Origin of the sequence: Methylophilus sp. 14, from assembly GCF_015354345.1 — a bacterium.
Taxonomy (GTDB): Bacteria; Pseudomonadota; Gammaproteobacteria; order Burkholderiales; family Methylophilaceae; genus Methylophilus.
The window spans coordinates 129,781-147,148 of the sequence record NZ_JADKYS010000003.1 but is presented as its reverse complement, the minus strand read 5'-3'; the positions used below and the strand labels follow the sequence as shown (position 1 = coordinate 147,148).

Annotated in this window: 18 protein-coding genes; 6 read left to right on the top strand and 12 right to left on the bottom strand. The window is 50.5% G+C overall.

Annotated features, from left to right (window positions below):
• Positions 1–58: 58 nt before the first annotated feature.
• From fabF to INP78_RS09010, 8 genes are all read right to left on the bottom strand, one after another.
• Positions 59–1,291, bottom strand: coding sequence for a beta-ketoacyl-ACP synthase II (gene fabF, locus INP78_RS09045; RefSeq protein WP_194741886.1), 1,233 nt, complete (start codon positions 1,289–1,291; stop codon positions 59–61).
• A 52-nt stretch (positions 1,292–1,343) separates the two neighbouring features.
• Entirely contained in the window at positions 1,344–1,580 is a 237-nt protein-coding gene (gene acpP, locus INP78_RS09040) for an acyl carrier protein (protein WP_019882196.1), read from the bottom strand.
• Positions 1,581–1,666: 86 nt separating this feature from the next.
• Positions 1,667–2,407, bottom strand: coding sequence for a 3-oxoacyl-ACP reductase FabG (gene fabG, locus INP78_RS09035; protein ID WP_194741885.1), 741 nt, complete (start codon positions 2,405–2,407; stop codon positions 1,667–1,669).
• A gap of 11 nt (positions 2,408–2,418) precedes the next feature.
• Complete coding sequence (gene fabD, locus INP78_RS09030) at positions 2,419–3,342, bottom strand: ACP S-malonyltransferase (protein ID WP_194741884.1); 924 nt, start codon at positions 3,340–3,342, stop codon at positions 2,419–2,421.
• A 74-nt stretch (positions 3,343–3,416) separates the two neighbouring features.
• Positions 3,417–4,358 carry a beta-ketoacyl-ACP synthase III gene (locus tag INP78_RS09025; RefSeq protein WP_228522770.1) on the bottom strand — a complete coding sequence of 314 codons (942 nt, stop codon included), beginning with the start codon at positions 4,356–4,358 and terminating at the stop codon, positions 3,417–3,419.
• Positions 4,359–4,406: 48 nt separating this feature from the next.
• Complete coding sequence (gene plsX, locus INP78_RS09020) at positions 4,407–5,459, bottom strand: phosphate acyltransferase PlsX (RefSeq protein ID WP_194741883.1); 1,053 nt, start codon at positions 5,457–5,459, stop codon at positions 4,407–4,409.
• A 146-nt stretch (positions 5,460–5,605) separates the two neighbouring features.
• On the bottom strand, positions 5,606–5,785 hold the full coding sequence (rpmF, locus tag INP78_RS09015; RefSeq protein ID WP_018985326.1) for a 50S ribosomal protein L32: 180 nt from the start codon (positions 5,783–5,785) through the stop codon (positions 5,606–5,608).
• Between the two features lie 188 nt (positions 5,786–5,973).
• Complete coding sequence (locus INP78_RS09010) at positions 5,974–6,480, bottom strand: DUF177 domain-containing protein (RefSeq protein ID WP_194741882.1); 507 nt, start codon at positions 6,478–6,480, stop codon at positions 5,974–5,976.
• 335 nt (positions 6,481–6,815) lie between these two features.
• Between INP78_RS09010 and INP78_RS09005 the strand changes: the two genes are divergently transcribed.
• From INP78_RS09005 to INP78_RS08985, 5 genes are all read left to right on the top strand, one after another.
• Complete coding sequence (locus INP78_RS09005) at positions 6,816–8,234, top strand: acetyl-CoA carboxylase biotin carboxylase subunit (RefSeq protein WP_194741881.1); 1,419 nt, start codon at positions 6,816–6,818, stop codon at positions 8,232–8,234.
• Positions 8,235–8,274: 40 nt separating this feature from the next.
• Entirely contained in the window at positions 8,275–10,122 is a 1,848-nt protein-coding gene (oadA, locus tag INP78_RS09000) for a sodium-extruding oxaloacetate decarboxylase subunit alpha (RefSeq protein ID WP_194741880.1), read from the top strand.
• Positions 10,123–10,172: 50 nt separating this feature from the next.
• Complete coding sequence (locus tag INP78_RS08995; RefSeq protein WP_194741879.1) at positions 10,173–10,769, top strand: Maf family nucleotide pyrophosphatase; 597 nt, start codon at positions 10,173–10,175, stop codon at positions 10,767–10,769.
• Positions 10,770–10,845: 76 nt separating this feature from the next.
• Complete coding sequence (locus INP78_RS08990) at positions 10,846–12,288, top strand: DUF4139 domain-containing protein (protein ID WP_194741878.1); 1,443 nt, start codon at positions 10,846–10,848, stop codon at positions 12,286–12,288.
• Between the two features lie 127 nt (positions 12,289–12,415).
• Positions 12,416–13,129 (top strand): SAM-dependent methyltransferase, encoded by a 714-nt coding sequence (locus INP78_RS08985; RefSeq protein WP_194741877.1) that lies wholly within the window; start codon positions 12,416–12,418, stop codon positions 13,127–13,129.
• 54 nt (positions 13,130–13,183) lie between these two features.
• Here the strand turns inward: INP78_RS08985 and INP78_RS08980 are convergent, their stop codons facing one another.
• Positions 13,184–13,762 (bottom strand): PEP-CTERM sorting domain-containing protein, encoded by a 579-nt coding sequence (locus tag INP78_RS08980; RefSeq protein WP_194741876.1) that lies wholly within the window; start codon positions 13,760–13,762, stop codon positions 13,184–13,186.
• 188 nt (positions 13,763–13,950) lie between these two features.
• Positions 13,951–14,391, bottom strand: a complete 441-nt coding sequence (locus INP78_RS08975; RefSeq protein WP_194741875.1) for a helix-turn-helix domain-containing protein — start codon at positions 14,389–14,391, stop codon at positions 13,951–13,953.
• A gap of 217 nt (positions 14,392–14,608) precedes the next feature.
• Between INP78_RS08975 and INP78_RS08970 the strand changes: the two genes are divergently transcribed.
• Positions 14,609–15,025 (top strand): ester cyclase, encoded by a 417-nt coding sequence (locus INP78_RS08970; RefSeq protein WP_228522769.1) that lies wholly within the window; start codon positions 14,609–14,611, stop codon positions 15,023–15,025.
• Between the two features lie 105 nt (positions 15,026–15,130).
• Here INP78_RS08970 and INP78_RS08965 read toward each other — a convergent pair whose 3' ends face one another.
• Complete coding sequence (locus INP78_RS08965; RefSeq protein WP_194741873.1) at positions 15,131–15,475, bottom strand: energy transducer TonB; 345 nt, start codon at positions 15,473–15,475, stop codon at positions 15,131–15,133.
• Between the two features lie 5 nt (positions 15,476–15,480).
• Positions 15,481–17,361 (bottom strand): DNA mismatch repair endonuclease MutL, encoded by a 1,881-nt coding sequence (gene mutL / locus INP78_RS08960; protein ID WP_194742183.1) that lies wholly within the window; start codon positions 17,359–17,361, stop codon positions 15,481–15,483.
• Positions 17,362–17,368: the final 7 nt, after the last annotated feature.

Below are 17,368 nucleotides of genomic sequence, written 5' to 3'. Positions count from 1 at the left end.
ATTAGCACGCAATAAAAAAGCCAGCATATGCTGGCTTTTTTATTTGGCATCAAATGAACTAAACGCGCTTGAACAACAGGCTACCGTTAGTACCACCAAAGCCGAAGTTGTTTTTCAGGGCATATTCAATCTGCAAATCACGTGCGGTATTGGCACAGTAATCCAGATCGCATTCAGGATCCTGATTAAACAAGTTAATCGTCGGTGGTGAAATCTGGTTGTAGATAGATAACACCGTAAAGACAGACTCCAAACCACCGGCGCCGCCCAGCAAGTGACCCGTCATAGACTTGGTGGAGTTCACCACCAGTTTATAAGCGTGATCGCCAAACGTGGCTTTAATCGCATTAGTTTCGTTGGTATCACCCAACGGTGTTGAAGTGCCGTGCGCATTCATAAACTGCACCTGGTCAGGATTGACGCCTGCATTTTTCAGAGCGTTTACCATAGAGCGACGTGGGCCGTCCATATTTGGCGCGGTCATGTGATAGGCATCGGCACTTAAACCATAGCCAGCCACTTCAGCGTAGATTTTCGCACCACGTGCTTTGGCGTGCTCATATTCTTCGAGCACCATCACCCCAGCACCTTCGCCGATGACAAAGCCATCACGGTCTTTATCCCAGGGACGGCTGGCCGTTGCCGGATCATCATTGCGATTAGACAAGGCTCTCGCAGAGGCAAAGCCACCCACACTCAGCTCGGTGATCGCAGCTTCAGCGCCACCAGCGACCATGACATCAGCATCACCGTACTCAATCATACGTGCGGCTTCGCCAATGCTGTGTGTGCCTGTGGTACAGGCCGTCACCACGGCGATATTCGGGCCTTTTAAGCCCAGCATGATCGACAGGTTGCCTGAAATCATATTGATAATGGTGCCAGGAATAAAGAATGGCGAGATCTTGCGTGGGCCACCTTCATCATAACTGTCGTTTGTGGACTCGATCAGACCCAAACCACCAATGCCAGAACCGATGGTTACGCCGATGCGCTCGGCATTGGCATCCGTCACTTCCAGGCCAGAGTCGCGGAAAGCTTCCAGACCAGCTGCGAGGCCATACTGGATAAACGTATCCATACGGCGGGCATCTTTGGCTGGAATAAAGTCTTCAGCGTTAAAGCCTTTGACCTCGCCCGCAATTTGCGAAGCGAATGGTGTGGGATCAAATTTGGTGATGCGGGTAATGCCTGATTGACCAGCAACCAGATTGTCCCAAGCGGTTTGGGTACCAATCCCTACTGGAGACACCACGCCCAAGCCAGTTACTACTACTCTGCGTTTCGTCATAATAGAAAATCAGCCCTCTTGCGAGGGCTGATTGAAGAATGAAGTCAATGAATTACTTGAGGTTTGCGTTGACGTAGTCAATCGCTTGCTGCACTGTTGTGATTTTTTCTGCTTCGTCGTCAGGAATTTCGCAATCGAATTCTTCTTCCAAAGCCATCACCAATTCTACGGTGTCCAGAGAATCTGCACCCAGATCATCTACGAAAGATGATGTGTTTTTAACGTCAGCTTCGTTTGCACCTAATTGTTCACAAACGATTTTCTTTACGCGTTGTTCGATGTCGGACATCTAAAATACCCCTTTGTTGATAAGTGTCGTGTTCAGTAAACCGATATTCTAGCAAAACTTGCCCAGAATACCAAAGAAACTATATATTAAGCGCAGTACATACCGCCATTGACATGAATGGTTTCACCAGTAATGTAAGCCGCTGCTGGCGATGCCAGGAAAGCCACCGTGGCCGCAATTTCATCCACCTGGCCTAAACGGCCTACCGCAATGCGCTCCAGCATTTTGGCTTTAATCTCTTCTGGCAACTCGGCAGTCATGTCTGTTTCGATAAAGCCAGGCGCCACACAGTTAACCGTAATACCACGGCTACCAACCTCTTGCGCCATCGATTTGGTAAAACCGGTCATGCCCGCTTTAGCCGCCGCATAATTGGTCTGGCCTGCGTTGCCCATATGGCCAACCACGCTGGAAATATTGATAATGCGGCCCTGACGTGCTTTCATCATCGGGCGCAGCACAGCCTGGCTCATACGGAAAACCGACTTCAGATTGGTATTTAATACCGCATCCCAATCTTCATCCTTCATGCGCATCAACAAGGTATCTTTAGTAATACCGGCATTGTTCACCAGAATAGAAACTTCGCCGTGCTGTTCAGCAATCTGCTTTAACACTGCTTCGATTTGCTCAGGCTGCGTGACGTCCAGCGCCAGGCCAATACCATTCACGCCAGCGGCTTTCAAATGCGCAGTGATTGCCTCTGCGCCACTGGCCGAGGTCGCCGTACCCACCACAAAAGCACCTTGTTTACCCAAGGCTTGCGCAATCGCAGCCCCAATACCACGGCTGGCACCGGTCACCAATGCTACTTGTTGATTTGACATATTCATCCCCCTTATTGCGCAGCAAATGCCTGCACAGATTCATCATTCACGAGCGCAACGCAAGTCATGTCCGCCACAATGCGTTTGGCTAAACCAGCCAGCACCTTGCCTGGTCCACATTCCGCAGCGCTCAATACTTCTTGTGAGGCCAATTGTTGTACGGTCTCTACCCAGCGTACCGGGCTATGCAATTGGCGCACCAGCGCGTCTTTAATTTGGGCAGCATCGCTATACGCAGCCACATCAGCATTGTGCAGTACTGGTACCACCGGGGCTTGCACAGCCACATTTTGCAGATATTCACGCAATTTATCTGCCGCAGGCTTCATCAAGTCACAGTGCGACGGCACGCTCACAGGCAACGGCAAGGCACGTTTGGCACCTTTCGCTTTGGCCAGCTCCATGCCACGCTCTACGGCAGCCTTGTCACCGGCAATCACCACCTGGCCTGGCGAGTTAAAGTTCACAGCCTGCACCACCTGGCCTTGCGCAGCTTCGGTGCACACGGCACGTACCGTATCATCATCCAGACCTAAAATAGCGGCCATGGCGCCCTGACCTTCTGGCACGGCTTGCTGCATAACCTGCGCACGAAACTTGACCAGTGGCAACGCATCTGCGAATGAAATGGCACCGGCTGCAACCAGCGCGGTATATTCGCCCAGGCTGTGACCAGCCATGGCGGTTGGCAACTTGCCGCCCAATGCCTGGTAGACGCGCCAGGTGGCGACACCAGCTGTCAACATGATAGGCTGAGTATTTTCGGTCAGGTTAATTTCGTCATTGGCTTCTGTCGCCATTTTCCAAAAATCGACGCCCAATACCGTAGAAGCCTCATCAAAAGTTTGTTTAACGATGGCATGGGCTTCTAAGCCTTGCATCATGCCAACAGACTGCGAGCCCTGGCCTGGAAAGAAGAAAGCAAATTTAGACATAATTTTTTCGCGTAAAGACTAAAACAAAATGCAGGCTATGCTATGCATCGCCTGTAGGTAAACGATATGGTCGATTAATACTTAACCAGCGCTGAACCCCAGGTAAATCCACCACCAAAGGCTTCCATGAGCAAAATCTGCCCGCGCTGGATACGGCCGTCGCGCACCGCAGTGTCTAGTGCTAACGGGATGGATGCTGCTGAAGTGTTACCGTGTCTATCCACCGTAATCACCACTTTTTCCATCGGCAGATCCAGTTTTTTGGCGGTCGCTTGCAAAATGCGGATATTGGCCTGATGCGGCACCAGCCAGTCGATGTCAGACTTTTGCATATGATTCGCTTCCAGCGTCTCATCCACAATCTGGTCCAGCGTATTCACCGCCATTTTAAACACGGCATTGCCTTCCATCACCACAGTGTCCGGGCCATCGGCATTGCGCGGCACATGCAGGTAGGTTTCGTAATTGCCATCGGCATGGATATGCGTAGAGAGCACGCCAGGCGCTTCGCTGGCTTGCAGAATGACTGCACCGGCGCCATCGCCCCACAAGATGCAGTTGCTACGGTCTGTGTAGTCGGTGATACGCGTAAAGGTATCTGCGCCAATCACCAGCACATTGCGGGATTGGCCGGACTTGATAAATTGATGGGCGGTGGTCAGCGCATAGACAAAGCCACTACACACAGCCTGCACATCAAAGGCAGGACAGCCGCTGATACCCAGCTTGCGCTGCACCATGGTGGCAACACTCGGGAAAATCTTGTCCGGCGTGGTGGTGGCCACAATGATCAGGTCAATGTCTTGCGCCTGAATGCCTGCCGCCTCAATGGCATTGCGGGCGGCATGCGTGGCCAGGTCGCTGGTGCGCTCATCGGTGACCCGGTGACGCTGTTTGATACCGGTCCTGGCAAAGATCCACTCATCGGTGGTATCAACCATCTTTTCCAGGTCGGCGTTGGTTAAAATATTGGCTGGCAGATAGCTGCCAGTGCCTGCGATGCGTGCGTTAATCATCCGTACGATTATGCCTTAATTGGGTCAAATTACCTAGCTGAATGCAGTTCAAGACTGCTCGGAAGTCGTCAGGTGCTCAATCTCAAGCTGTGCCTGAATACGCTTTAAAATACCGCTCTGCGCCTCTTCCATGGCCACGTGAATCGCATGGTAAAAGCCGACACTATCCGCCCCGCCATGGCTTTTCACAACAATGCCGCGCAGGCCCAAAAAGCTGGCGCCATTGTAACGACGCGGATCCAGCCGTCTTTTAAATGCTTTCAATACTGGGAAAGCCCCCAGCGCCATCAATTTGGTCAACCAGTTACGCTTGAATTCCTGCGTCAGGAACTTGCCCATCATATGCGCCAGGCCTTCTGTGGTTTTCAATGCCACATTACCGACGAAACCATCACAGACCACCACATCGGTCGTGCCTTTGAAAATATCATCGCCTTCGACGTTGCCGTAAAAATTCAAATGGCTGCCACGCAGCAATTCGGCCGCCTGCTTGGCGACTTCATTGCCTTTAATATCTTCGGAACCAATATTGAGCAAGCCAACGGTAGGATTGGGTTTATTGCTGATACAGCTCACCACCATCGCGCCCATAATGGCAAACTGGTACAGGTGTTCAGGCGTACAGTCCGCATTGGCACCGAGGTCGAGCATAAACGTGCTACCCTTCTCAGAAGGCAAGGTAGACGCAATGGCTGGCCTGTCGATGCCAGGTAAGGTTTTGAGCACAAAACGAGCAGTCGCCATCAAGGCACCCGTGTTACCAGCGCTCACACAGGCTTGCGCCTCGCCAGTTTTCACCATATTGATTGCCACGCGCATGGAAGAATCTTTTTTATTCTTCATCGCGCTTTGCGGTGATTCATCCATCAGCACCACTTCACTGGCATGATGCACGCGCAAACGCGGGCCAGGTGACACATGCAAAGCCTTCAATTCAGCTTCTACAGCATCTTGCAGGCCCACCAGAATGATATTGAGATTAGGATTTTCGTTCAAAATACGCACTGCCGCGGGCACAGTCACATGCGGACCGTGATCTCCTCCCATGGCATCAATGGCAATCACTACTTCTTGTGAATGCGCGTGTTGACCAGTTGTCATGTTATTTCCCAAATTTACTTTTTGACACTGCATTGCTATCAAACAGCTCAGCTTGCGCCAGAAAAGTAGAGGCTTACGCCAGATACACAAACGCCGCGCATTTTACTGCGCGGCGTGTTTTAAAGCTTGACGCTTTAATGCAGCGATTATTCGCCTTTAGCTGGCATCACTTTACGGCCACGGTAGAAACCGTTTGGGCTCACGTGATGACGCAAATGTACTTCGCCAGTCGTTGGCTCAATTGCCAATGGTGGGTTTGTCAAAAAGTCGTGGGAACGGTGCATGCCACGCTTGGACGGTGTCTTTTTGTTTTGCTGAACTGCCATTTATATACTCCAAAATCAAACCGCCACACCTCAGAGATTGAAGTTAAAGGGCAGTTATAAATAAACTTAAAATGCTACCTAATCCGTAATTATAAAATATTCCAGAGACAACTGCAAATAAATCCTGCAAATATCGCTTTTCATTTACTTTTTAACGCTTTTAAACACCACAACCATGCTGCCAGCGATCACTTATCCAGCTTTAACTGCTTGAGGGCAGCAAACGGATTAGGCTTCTCTCCGGCCGATTGCTGCAAACTCACACACGACTCTTCATGCATCACCGCAATCGGCAAAGCCATCAGCAACTCGTCTTCGACCAGGGATTCTATCGTTGTTTCAGCCTCTTCCTCCAGCCAATCCACCTGCTCATCTTCAAGCAACGCCTCTGGCGGTTCATCGCACAAGGCAAACTCAAATTCTAAATCAAGCACCTGCGGCAACGGCGCAAAACAACGCTGGCACACCAAAGGCAATTCAGCCTGCACCCCTAAGGACAACATAGGCAAGGCAGTCTCGCTAAAAAAACGTGGTGGCAAACCCTGTAACTGATAACGCACACGCAACGCACTCAACGCCGCCACATCGGCAACACCTAATGCCTGCAAGGCTTCTTGCAAACGCGGCAAAGCGGACAATCCCAACTCACCTTCAGTACTTTTTTGCTGTCGGGCCAGCTCTTGAAATCGCGCCATAACCAAAGAAAACTCTAAATATAAACAAGCATGACACTATAGCAAATTCGACCTATTTTGACGACCAGCCACCCGACTAACCGGGGCAAAAATGACGTTCTACTTTTTAAGACCCGGGTTTGTTGTTATAATGACGTCGCATCACGCGGCGCTCTTTATCAGGGGCGCACTCATGGTGCCGGTTTGCATAATCGGCCATCCGCCCAGGCGGTCTTGCTAATGCAAAACCACAACCAAACCAACTCAAAGCGCTTTAAATACAAGCAGTTGCTAACTAAATAAACGATTGAGTTGCTACAAGACTCTGTCCTTTTTTCTTGCTTTAAGGGTAATGTGTGTTTAAGAAAATTTTAGTCGCGAATCGCGGTGAAATTGCGGTACGTATTGTGCGCGCCTGCTCGGAAATGGGCATTAAATCGGTAGCCATTTACTCCGATGCCGACCGTCATGCCTTGCACGTCAAAAAAGCCGATGAAGCCTATAACATTGGCTCCGACCCGGTTGCAGGCTATCTGAACGCACATAATATAGTGAATATTGCCGTGGCTGCTGGCTGTGATGCCTTGCACCCAGGCTATGGTTTCCTGTCTGAAAATCCTGAACTGGCCGAAGTCTGTGCCCGCCGCGGCATCAAGTTTATTGGCCCTGAGGCAGACGTCATTCGCCAGATGGGCGACAAAATCCAGGCCCGTAACGCCATGATAGGTGCAGGCATCCCCTGCGTACCGGGCAGTGATGGCAATCTGGAGTCCGTCGAAGCCGCCGTGGTCCTGGCCAACAAGATTGGCTATCCAGTCATGCTAAAAGCCACCAATGGTGGTGGTGGCCGTGGTATCCGCCGTTGCGACAGCGAAAAAGAATTATTGAGCAATTATGACCGCGTGATTTCCGAGGCTAGCAAAGCTTTTGGCAAACCAGAAGTGTTCCTGGAAAAATGCGTGGTGCATCCGCGCCATATTGAAGTGCAGGTATTGGCAGACGCCCACGGCAACGTCATCCACTTGTTTGAGCGCGACTGCTCCATCCAGCGCCGTAACCAGAAGCTGATTGAAATTGCTCCCTCCCCGCAACTCACACAAGCACAACGTGAGTATATCGGCGGCCTGGGCGTCAAAGCAGCCAAGGCGGTTGGTTACGAGAATGCGGGTACTGTCGAGTTCCTGCTCGACTCCGACAACAACTTCTACTTCATGGAAATGAACACCCGTTTGCAGGTGGAACATACCGTGACAGAAACCATCACCGGTGTGGATATTGTGCAAGAACAAATCCGCGTCGCTGCTGGCTTGCCTTTGCAATATAAGCAAAGTGAGATCGCCTTCCGTGGCTTTGCCATGGAATACCGGATCAATGCCGAAGACCCGAAAAAAGACTTTTTGCCCAGCTTTGGTAAAATCACGCGTTACTACGCGCCGGGTGGTCCTGGCGTACGTATGGATGCCGCGATTTACAGTGGCTATGTGATTCCACCTTATTATGACTCCATGTGTGCCAAACTGACGGTTTGGGCGCTGGACTGGGAAAGTGTGATTGAGCGTGGCCGCCGCGCCCTCAACGACATGGTGGTTTATGGCGTTAAAACGACGATCCCATATTACCAGCAAATCATGCTACACCCGGATTTTCGGGCGGCTGACTTCAACACCAGTTTTGTGGAACAACACCCGGAGCTGACTGAATATGATGTTGGACTGCCAAAAGAACTGATGGCCGCAGCGATCGCTGCCGCGATTGCTGCCCACGAAGGCATTTGATTAACCCGCATTGCAGATATTTATTTAGATCGACAAGATTATGAGCAAAATACATGTCACCGAACTCGTTTTAAGAGATGGTCACCAATCCCTGATCGCAACGCGCATGCGTACCGAAGATATGCTGCCGATTGCCAGCAAACTGGATGACATTGGTTTCTGGTCTCTGGAAGCATGGGGCGGTGCCACCTTTGACGCCTGCGTTCGCTTTCTGAAAGAAGATCCATGGGAGCGTTTGCGCAGCCTGCGTAAGGCATTGCCTAATACCCCAATCAACATGCTGTTGCGTGGCCAGAACTTGCTGGGCTATCGTCATTACTCTGACGATGTCGTGCATGCCTTCGTGAAACAGGCTGCTGACACCGGTGTTGATGTGTTCCGTATTTTTGATGCGATGAACGACATCCGCAACCTGAAAACAGCTATCGAAGCCGTCAAATCAGCCAAGAAGCATGCGATTGGTACGCTGTCCTTCACCACCAGCCCGGTGCATGACATCGCTTACTTCGTCAACATGGCGAAAGAACTCGAAGCCCTGGGTTGCGACAGCATAGGCGTGAAAGACATGGCCGGTTTGCTTACGCCAACCTTGGCAGGTGATCTGGTCAAAGCCTTAAAAGCGGCCGTCAGCGTACCCGTGCATATGCATAGCCACGCCACCTCAGGCCTGGCCAGCATGGTCATGCTCAAAAGTGTTGAAAACGGTGTCGATATTATCGACACCTGTAACTCCTCATTCTCCGAAGGTGCCAGCCACCCGACGACAGAGAGTTTGGTTGCTGCATTAAAAGGCACCGAGTACGACACCGGCCTGGATTTGGGCAAGTTGCAGGAAATCACCGCCTACTTTAAAGAAGTACGTAAAAAATACTGGCAGTTTGAGAGTGAGTTCACCGGCGTGGATACCCGCGTGTTGGTCAACCAGGTACCAGGCGGCATGATCTCCAACCTGTCTAACCAGTTAAAAGAACAAGGCGCGCTCAACCGTATGGACGAAGTGCTGGCCGAAATCCCACGTGTACGTGAAGATTTGGGCTTCCCTCCATTGGTCACGCCGACCTCACAAATTGTAGGTACGCAGGCAGTATTAAACGTATTGACCGGTGGCCGTTACAAGTCCATCACCAACGAAGTGAAAAACTATCTGTTGGGCCAATATGGTAAAGCCCCGGCAGCCGTGAATGCAGATGTACGCAAACAGGCCGTAGGCGATGCTCAAGTGATCACTTGCCGCCCTGCTGACCTGCTGCAACCAGAAATGGCCAGATTGCAATCCGAAGCCGAGCGTTTTGCCAACAACGAACAAGACGTACTCACCTACGCCATGTTCCCTGATATCGGCCAGACCTTCTTGCAAGAGCGCAATGCCGGTTCGCTGAATCCTGAACCATTGCTGAGCAAAGAAGCCGTGACGCAGCAAACCGCTGCCGCACGCTATGCGCCTAACGAATTCAACATCACCCTGCACGGTGAAACCTACCATATCAAACTGACTGGTAGCGGCCATGCCGGTGAAGAGCGCAAACCTTACTACGTCAAGGTCGATGGCATTTCAGAAGAGGTGTTTGTCGAAACCCTGAGCGAGATGGAAGTCAGCGGTGGTGGCTCAAATGGCGGCAAGAAAAAAGCAGCAGCCGTTGCGGCCAGTGGTCGTCCACGCCCTAACCATCCTGGTTGCGTCACTACCGCGATGCCAGGCACTATCGTCACCGTAAAAGTGAATGTCGGTGACAAGGTTAATGCAGGCGATGGCGTACTGGTGATTGAAGCCATGAAAATGGAAAACGAAATCCAGGCCAGCAAATCAGGCACGGTGGTGGCGATTCATGTCGCCAAAGGGGATAGCGTCACCCCGGACGAAACACTGATTGAAATTCAACCTGAATAATCGATGAAACAGAAATCCCTGAAGCAATTCAGGGATTTTTGCTTTTAACCATGACCAAACCACTTATCCTCGCCTCTTCTTCACGTTACCGCCGCGAAGTGCTGCAAAAGCTGCATTTGCCGTTTGAATGCATTTCACCAGAGATAGACGAAACCCCTTTGCCCAATGAAAGCCCTGAGCAAACCTCATTACGGTTAGCCGAAGGCAAAGCACGCAAAGTAGCCGAAAGCCAGCCCAATGCCCTGATTATTGGCTGCGACCAGGTGGCCACGGTAGATGGCTTACAAATAGGCAAACCTGGTAACCACGAAAATGCCGTCAAGCAATTGACCATGCTCAGCGGCAAAGAGGTCATTTTTCATAGTGCCCTGTGCTTGTACGACAGTCATCGCCAGCACATGCAATCAACCATCGCGCCTTACTTTGTTAAATTTAAAACACTGACTGCAGCGCAGATTGAAACCTATTTACGCCTAGAGCAACCTTACGACTGCGCAGGCAGTGCCAAATCTGAAGGCATGGGCATTGCCCTGCTCGACTATATGCGTGGCGACGACCCCAACGCCTTGATTGGTTTGCCATTGATCGCACTGGTCAATATGCTGCAACAGGCCGGTGTCGATGTATTATCAATGCCACGAGCATAACGTGTTAACTTTTTGAACGGCTGTTGCGTTATGTGGGTCTCAAGCGTACGCGCTTAATAACAACGAGAGGATCACCATGCGACTCAGCTCCCTGCTGCTGTTTTCTTTAGGTAGTGTTTCACTGTGCAGTACATCCATCGCCCAGGCAGAAACCGCTACCGTCAGCCCACAATCCGACCAAACCAGTGTCGCTGTCACTATCTATAACGAAGACCTGGCACTGGTCAAAGACAACCGCAAACTGAACCTGAGCAATGGTTTATCTGCCTTGTCATTTAGGGACGTGAGTGCACAAATCAAGCCAGAAACCGCGTTGCTGCGTAGCCTGCAGCCCAATAGCAGCCTGCAAGTGCTGGAGCAGAACTTTGACTTTGACCTGCTCACACCGCAAAAATTGCTGGAGAAAAATGTAGGCCAGCAAGTCACCATTATCCGCACCAATCCAAGCACCGGCGCCGAGACCCAGGAAACCGCCACCGTGCTGTCAGCACAAGATGGCGTGGTGCTTAAAATCGGCAACCGTATTGAAACCGGCATACCTGGCCGCATTGTTTACCCTAACGTGCCCGGCCAGCTCAAAGATCGCCCCACGCTGACTACGCAAGTACAATACAAGGGAGCAGAACAATCCAACCTGGAGCTCAGCTACCTCACTGGCGGCCTGCAATGGAAAGCCGACTACGTGGCCGAACTCAGCAGCAAAGAAGACGCCATTGACCTCTCAGGCTGGGTCACGCTCACCAACACCAGTGGCAGTGCCTACCCTAATGCCAAGGTGCAACTGGTCGCAGGCGATGTTAACCGTGTACGCGAAGCGATTCGCCCCAAAACCATGATGATGCGCAGCGAAGCCATGGTAGCCGATGCTGCCATGCCTAGCGAGCAAGGCCTGCTCGAATACCACCTATACACGCTGCCACGCACCACCACCATTGCCGAGAACCAAACCAAACAGGTTGCCCTGCTCTCTGCACAGCATATCCCAGCGCGTAAAGAGTTGGTGCTCAGTGGCGCGGACTACTATTACCAAGGCCAATATCGCGACATAGAGAAAAAGCAAAAGGTGCAGGTATTTGTGGAGTTTGAAAACAAGGAAAGCAGCAAGCTGGGCATTCCGCTGCCCAAAGGCACTATGCGCGTATATAAAAAAGACAGCGACGGCACCGCCCAATTTGTCGGTGAAGACCAGATCGACCATACGCCTAAAAACGATACCGTACGCCTCAAACTCGGGAATGCATTTGATGTGACGGCCGATCGCGTACAAACCGACTTTAAAAACCTGAGCAAAACCAACAACCTGGTGCCTTTATACGAAAGTGCCTACGCCATCACCTTGCACAACGCTAAAAAAGAAGCCGTCACTGTCACAGTGCAAGAGCCAATTAATGGCGACTGGAAAATTCTCAATGAATCACAACCGCACAAGAAAACCAATGCGCACCAGGCGAGCTGGCAAATCAATGTGCCTGCCGAGAGTGATGTGACACTCAAATATCGTGTGCAAGTGAAATATTAACCTTAGCTGGCACCCGTCCGCATGGATGCCACAACGTAACATCATCTTCAAAAGCATTCTTGCACAAGAATGCTTTTTTCTTGCCGGTCATGGGATAATCCGGCTTTCACAATTCGTTGATATTGCTATGGCTGCCGGTACTTTATATTTCATCCCCGTTCCTCTCGCTGAAGGCACTACGCCACAACAAGTACTACCAGCAGAAGTGGTGCAACGCATGCACAGCTTGCGGCATTTTATTGTCGAAAACGAGAAAACAGCCCGCCAGTTTTTAGCCGCCAGTGGCCACCCGGTACCTATCCGTGATTTGTCGTTGTCTGTCTTAACCAAAGACACGCCCAGCAAGGACTTGCCCCAGCTATTAAAAGTCATACAGCAAGGCACAGATGTTGGCTTGATGAGCGAAGCTGGCTGCCCTGGCATTGCTGACCCCGGCGCCGCATTAGCCGCCGTCGCCCATCACAAAGGTATACGTTTAGTGCCTTTAATCGGCCCCAGCAGTTTGTTACTGAGTTTGATGGCGAGCGGCCTCAACGGTCAACGCTTCACGTTCTTAGGCTATCTACCCAGCGATAAAACTGAACGCATCAAAACGATCAAAGGCATAGAGTTTGATTCTAGAAAACAGCAGGCCACGCAGTTATTTATCGAAACGCCCTACCGCAACCAACACGTGCTTGAAGACCTGGTTGCCAACCTGCAACCGCTGACCCGCCTATGTGTGGCTTGCAATATCACCGCAGCGGATGAATTGATTGTGACTAAAACGATTGCCGACTGGAAAAAAACAAGCTTGCCGGATGTGCACAAAAAACCCACAGTATTTTTGCTACTCGCATAATCAATATATAAAAAAGCCCCGCACAAAGCGGGGCTTCTCACAACAAGCGAGCGATCAGGCTGAACGGCGACGCACAACCGCTGCCATCAAACCAAAACCTGCCAGCAACATGCTATAGGTATCTGCCTCAGGCACTGGCATGGTTGGCCCCATGGTCACCCAGTACACACCCAACCCGTTGTTCTGGTAGGACTGAAAAAACGGGAAAGTGACTAACACCTTGCCGTAATTACCTTCATTAGTTTTCACTGCAAATACGGAGTTGGCCGTTAACAAACTGCCCACATCGCCACCGCTAATGCCGCTAGAAGAATAAGTCAGCGCCTCGAGGTCATGCACAGTCAAGTCATTAAAACTCAAACCACCCACGCCTACTTGGCCCACATAAGCAAGTTGTGCCGTTGAATATGGCATCAATACACGGCTAGTAGCGGTAATTTGCTCCCACCAAACATCAGCACCAGGGCCAGACGTTAATGAGCCCGCATCAAAATCAAACAGATACGTGCCCGGAATCACCGTAACGCCTTCTGACACAGTTGCCGCCTGTGCGCTGGTCGCAATTCCGCCCAGCATAGCCAAGCCCAATAATGCAGCCATGCCTTGCTTGTATGAATGTTTAAACAATTTCATCTTCACTCTCCAAATTAACAATAAAAGCCCACTATTATTAACTTATATTAACAATATTTGCAATGAGTTAATTTGAAAGAAGTCGCGCACGTAACTTGAGCGTGGCTTAAATGCTAAAAAGCCTTGTCATCAACAAGGCTTTTTAGAGTAGACCATCTATACGATGCACTATCGGTTTAGTCCCACGGTCAGAATCGAACTCTTCTGATGCCACTCATCTCCTGATTAAGCGCCTCTTGCGAAAGTTGATCATAATGGCTTTGCGCTAGCAGTACCTGTTCAATATTCGCTTCTGACCATACGCGCAATGAAGCCAGTAAACCTACCAGTGTGTTACCCAATGGCGTAATCGTATATTCCACTTTTGGTGGCACAGAAGGGTAAATTTTACGCGCTACCAAGCCGTCACGCTCTAATCCTCGCAATGTTTGCGTCAACATCTTTTGTGAAATACCGCCGATCTCACGCTGCAAAGTACTAAAGCGTTTGGTTTCATTCTCAAGCAGGCCTAACACCAGCACCGTCCATTTATCCGCAATGCGGTTCAACATCAAGCGCGTCGGGCACTCTGCCTGATAGGCATTCCAGCTAGGCGCAATCTGCAATGGTTGTTCAATCTCTTCAAGCATAGCCACTCCCTGTGTATCCAAGGCCAATTCAGTGAATATCAATTACATAAGTTACTTTAAGGTGCATACTTACTAAAAGTAACTATAGAAATTATCATGCGCAACACCTCTTCCACGCAAGCATTTTTTAACCATAAAAGGAAACGCAATGAAGCTATTTAAACCCCTGCTTACCGCTTTGCTATTCACCACCCTGATAACGAAAGGAAACCTCACCATGGCACAAGACCAAACGCAACAAAATAAACAACTGCTAGCAGATTTTGCCCAGGCCGTTTTTGTAAAAAAAGACCTGGGCCAACTGCCTAACTACATGCAGCCAGGCTATATTCAACACAACCCGCTCGTGCCACAAGGTTTAAGTGGATTTCAACAGTTTTTTGCCGACTGGTTTAAAGCCGTCCCTGACTGGCACTATCAACTAGAAAAACTGGTCGCTGAAGGTGACACAGTCTGGGCCTATGGCGTCTATTCTGGCACCCAACAAGGTGAATGGTTAGGCATCCCTGCCACTGGCAAGCATTACCGTATTTATGCCGTAGATATTTTCAGAATAGAGAACGGAAAGCTGGCCGAGCACTGGGATGTGCTGGATGCGTATGGCTTGTTTAAACAGCTAGGGGTAATTCAGTAACGTTAAGACAATAAAAAGGCCTATTTTGCATAGGCCTTTTTATTGCGACTCTGAATGATGTCTATCGGGCAATCCAACAAAAATGCAGAGAGATCATGCTTTGATTTACTGATCTAACTTAAAAGTAATGGGCACCAGAATCCAGGCAGCAAAAGGTTCTCCTGCTTTTCTTGCTGGAATAAAACAAAAAGATTTGACTGACTCCATAGCCACTTCGTCTAATCGACTAAATCCGCTAGATTCATGTACTTTGACCTCAACTAGATGACCCGTTTTATCAACCAATACCTTCAAAATCGTTTTCCCCTCCTCCCTTAATCTTCGGGACTCCAGAGGGTACTCTAATCTATCCTTTACCGAGGCAGCCCCATTTTCCTCTCCGCAAGACGCATAGACATGAGAAGCAAATGAAACGAAAGTGAAAAATATACCCAGTAATAACTTATTCATTAAAGTTATTGCCCCCGCATAAACATCTTATCCAGATCATTCAAACTCACCTGAAACCAGGTCGGTCTGCCGTGGTTGCATTGCCCGCTACGCTCAGTCGCTTCCATATCCCGCAGCAACGCATTCATTTCTGTGACGGTGAGTTGTCTATTCGCGCGTACGGCTGAATGGCAGGCCATGGTGCCTAACACTTCATTTTGCCGCTCAAGCAATACCCGGCTCGCGCCATACTCATGCAAGTCACGCAACACGGCGCGTGCCAAAGCAACAGCATCTGCGTCTTGCAGCATGGTTGGTACGGCGCGGATGGCAATGGTGGTGGGGGATAAAGTCGCGAGATCAAACCCTAGCTGTTGCAAGGTATCGCTGCCTTGCAGACTTTGCAGTGTGGCGACTTCGACCTTTTCGGCGTAGAAGCTAATCGGGATAAGCAACGGCTGCGTGGCAATCGCCTGTTCGCTCAGGGCGTTTTTCAGGCGCTCATACATAATGCGCTCATGCGCGGCGTGCATATCCACCACCACCATGCCTTGTGTATTCTGAGCCAGGATATAAATACCGTGCAACTGGCCTAGCGCGAAGCCTAAGGGATATTGCTGCGGCGCTTCTGGTGCGACAGAGGTTGCCATCACAGATGCGACTTCCTGCAAACTGACTGAAGAATCACTTTCTTCAATATTTCCAGCAGTCGCCGTGGGGGTTAAATCGCCATAAAGCTGACCGTAAAACTGCTGCGCCAATGCCGCGCCATTATTCACAGCCGGTTGATAGTTGCCACCAAATGCCGGGCGGCTTTGTAGTGGCATTTCTACCTGCTCGCGCGGCATAGTGAAAGCAGGCACATTTGCGGGCCGGAACGGGTTAAATGGTGCTTGCACAGGCTGGCTGGCCTGAATCTCGACTGAGGTTTTGCCTAGAGCTTTGTGCAAGCTGTGGAAGATAAATCGATGCACGGCTTGCGATTCGCGAAAGCGCACTTCGGTTTTGGCCGGGTGTACGTTGACATCGACCAATGACGGATCGAGCTCCAAAAACAGCACAAAAGCGGGATGTTTGTCGCCGTGCAACACATCTTGATAGGCTTGTTTAATCGCGTGAGCAATCAATTTGTCACGCACAAATCGGCCATTCACAAATACATATTGGCTATCGCGGCTATGGCGTTGATACGTCGGCGAGGCGGTCATGCCCCACAGCCGCAAACCGCCGCTCTCTTCTTCCAGCCACACGCTTTGTGCGGCAAATTCGCTGCCCAGCACATCAGTAATACGCTGTTGTGGTGTATTGGCCGCAAGACGTGTAATAGCTTTGCCATTATGCTGCAACAAAAACCCTACATTGGGCTGCGACAAAGCAACGCGTGTAAACGCATCTTCGCAATGACCAAACTCGGTGTTTTCAGTTTTAAGAAACTTGCGCCGCGCCGGGGTATTAAAGTACAAATCATGCACTTCAACGATGGTGCCCGCATCCAGCGCGGCCGGACTGATTGCTTGGCCATGTGTGCCCTCGGCAGCAATTTGCCAGGCATGGCTGGCGGCCTGCTGGCGGCTGGTCAGCACCGTACGTGAAATTGAGGCGATACTCGCCAACGCCTCGCCCCTAAAGCCCAGGCTACCGACTTGCTCCAGGTCTTCCAGGCTTTGAATCTTGCTGGTGGCGTGGCGTGTCAGCGCCAGTTCCAGGTCGTCTTTGGCAATGCCATGCCCATCATCACTGACTTTAAGCAGCTTCATACCGCCCTGCTGCAACGCAACTTGAATTTGCGTACTACCTGCATCCACACTGTTTTCCAGTAACTCTTTAAGCGCAGAGGCTGGGCGCTCAACTACTTCTCCGGCAGCAATTTGTGAAATCAGTTGGTCGGGTAATAGATGGATTTTCATCACGTCA

Bases quoted from the DNA above. Each gene is read 5' to 3' on its own strand.
- fabF (WP_194741886.1), bottom strand. From the start codon at position 1,291: ATGACGAAACGCAGAGTAGTAGTAACTGGCTTGGGCGTGGTGTCTCCA.
- acpP (WP_019882196.1), bottom strand. From the start codon at position 1,580: ATGTCCGACATCGAACAACGCGTAAAGAAAATCGTTTGTGAACAATTA.
- fabG (WP_194741885.1), bottom strand. From the start codon at position 2,407: ATGTCAAATCAACAAGTAGCATTGGTGACCGGTGCCAGCCGTGGTATT.
- fabD (WP_194741884.1), bottom strand. From the start codon at position 3,342: ATGTCTAAATTTGCTTTCTTCTTTCCAGGCCAGGGCTCGCAGTCTGTT.
- INP78_RS09025 (WP_228522770.1), bottom strand. From the start codon at position 4,358: ATGATTAACGCACGCATCGCAGGCACTGGCAGCTATCTGCCAGCCAAT.
- plsX (WP_194741883.1), bottom strand. From the start codon at position 5,459: ATGACAACTGGTCAACACGCGCATTCACAAGAAGTAGTGATTGCCATT.
- rpmF (WP_018985326.1), bottom strand. From the start codon at position 5,785: ATGGCAGTTCAGCAAAACAAAAAGACACCGTCCAAGCGTGGCATGCAC.
- INP78_RS09010 (WP_194741882.1), bottom strand. From the start codon at position 6,480: ATGGCGCGATTTCAAGAGCTGGCCCGACAGCAAAAAAGTACTGAAGGT.
- oadA (WP_194741880.1), top strand. From the start codon at position 8,275: ATGAGCAAAATACATGTCACCGAACTCGTTTTAAGAGATGGTCACCAA.
- INP78_RS08995 (WP_194741879.1), top strand. From the start codon at position 10,173: ATGACCAAACCACTTATCCTCGCCTCTTCTTCACGTTACCGCCGCGAA.
- INP78_RS08990 (WP_194741878.1), top strand. From the start codon at position 10,846: ATGCGACTCAGCTCCCTGCTGCTGTTTTCTTTAGGTAGTGTTTCACTG.
- INP78_RS08985 (WP_194741877.1), top strand. From the start codon at position 12,416: ATGGCTGCCGGTACTTTATATTTCATCCCCGTTCCTCTCGCTGAAGGC.
- INP78_RS08980 (WP_194741876.1), bottom strand. From the start codon at position 13,762: ATGAAATTGTTTAAACATTCATACAAGCAAGGCATGGCTGCATTATTG.
- INP78_RS08975 (WP_194741875.1), bottom strand. From the start codon at position 14,391: ATGCTTGAAGAGATTGAACAACCATTGCAGATTGCGCCTAGCTGGAAT.
- INP78_RS08970 (WP_228522769.1), top strand. From the start codon at position 14,609: ATGGCACAAGACCAAACGCAACAAAATAAACAACTGCTAGCAGATTTT.
- INP78_RS08965 (WP_194741873.1), bottom strand. From the start codon at position 15,475: ATGAATAAGTTATTACTGGGTATATTTTTCACTTTCGTTTCATTTGCT.
- mutL (WP_194742183.1), bottom strand. From the start codon at position 17,361: ATGAAAATCCATCTATTACCCGACCAACTGATTTCACAAATTGCTGCC.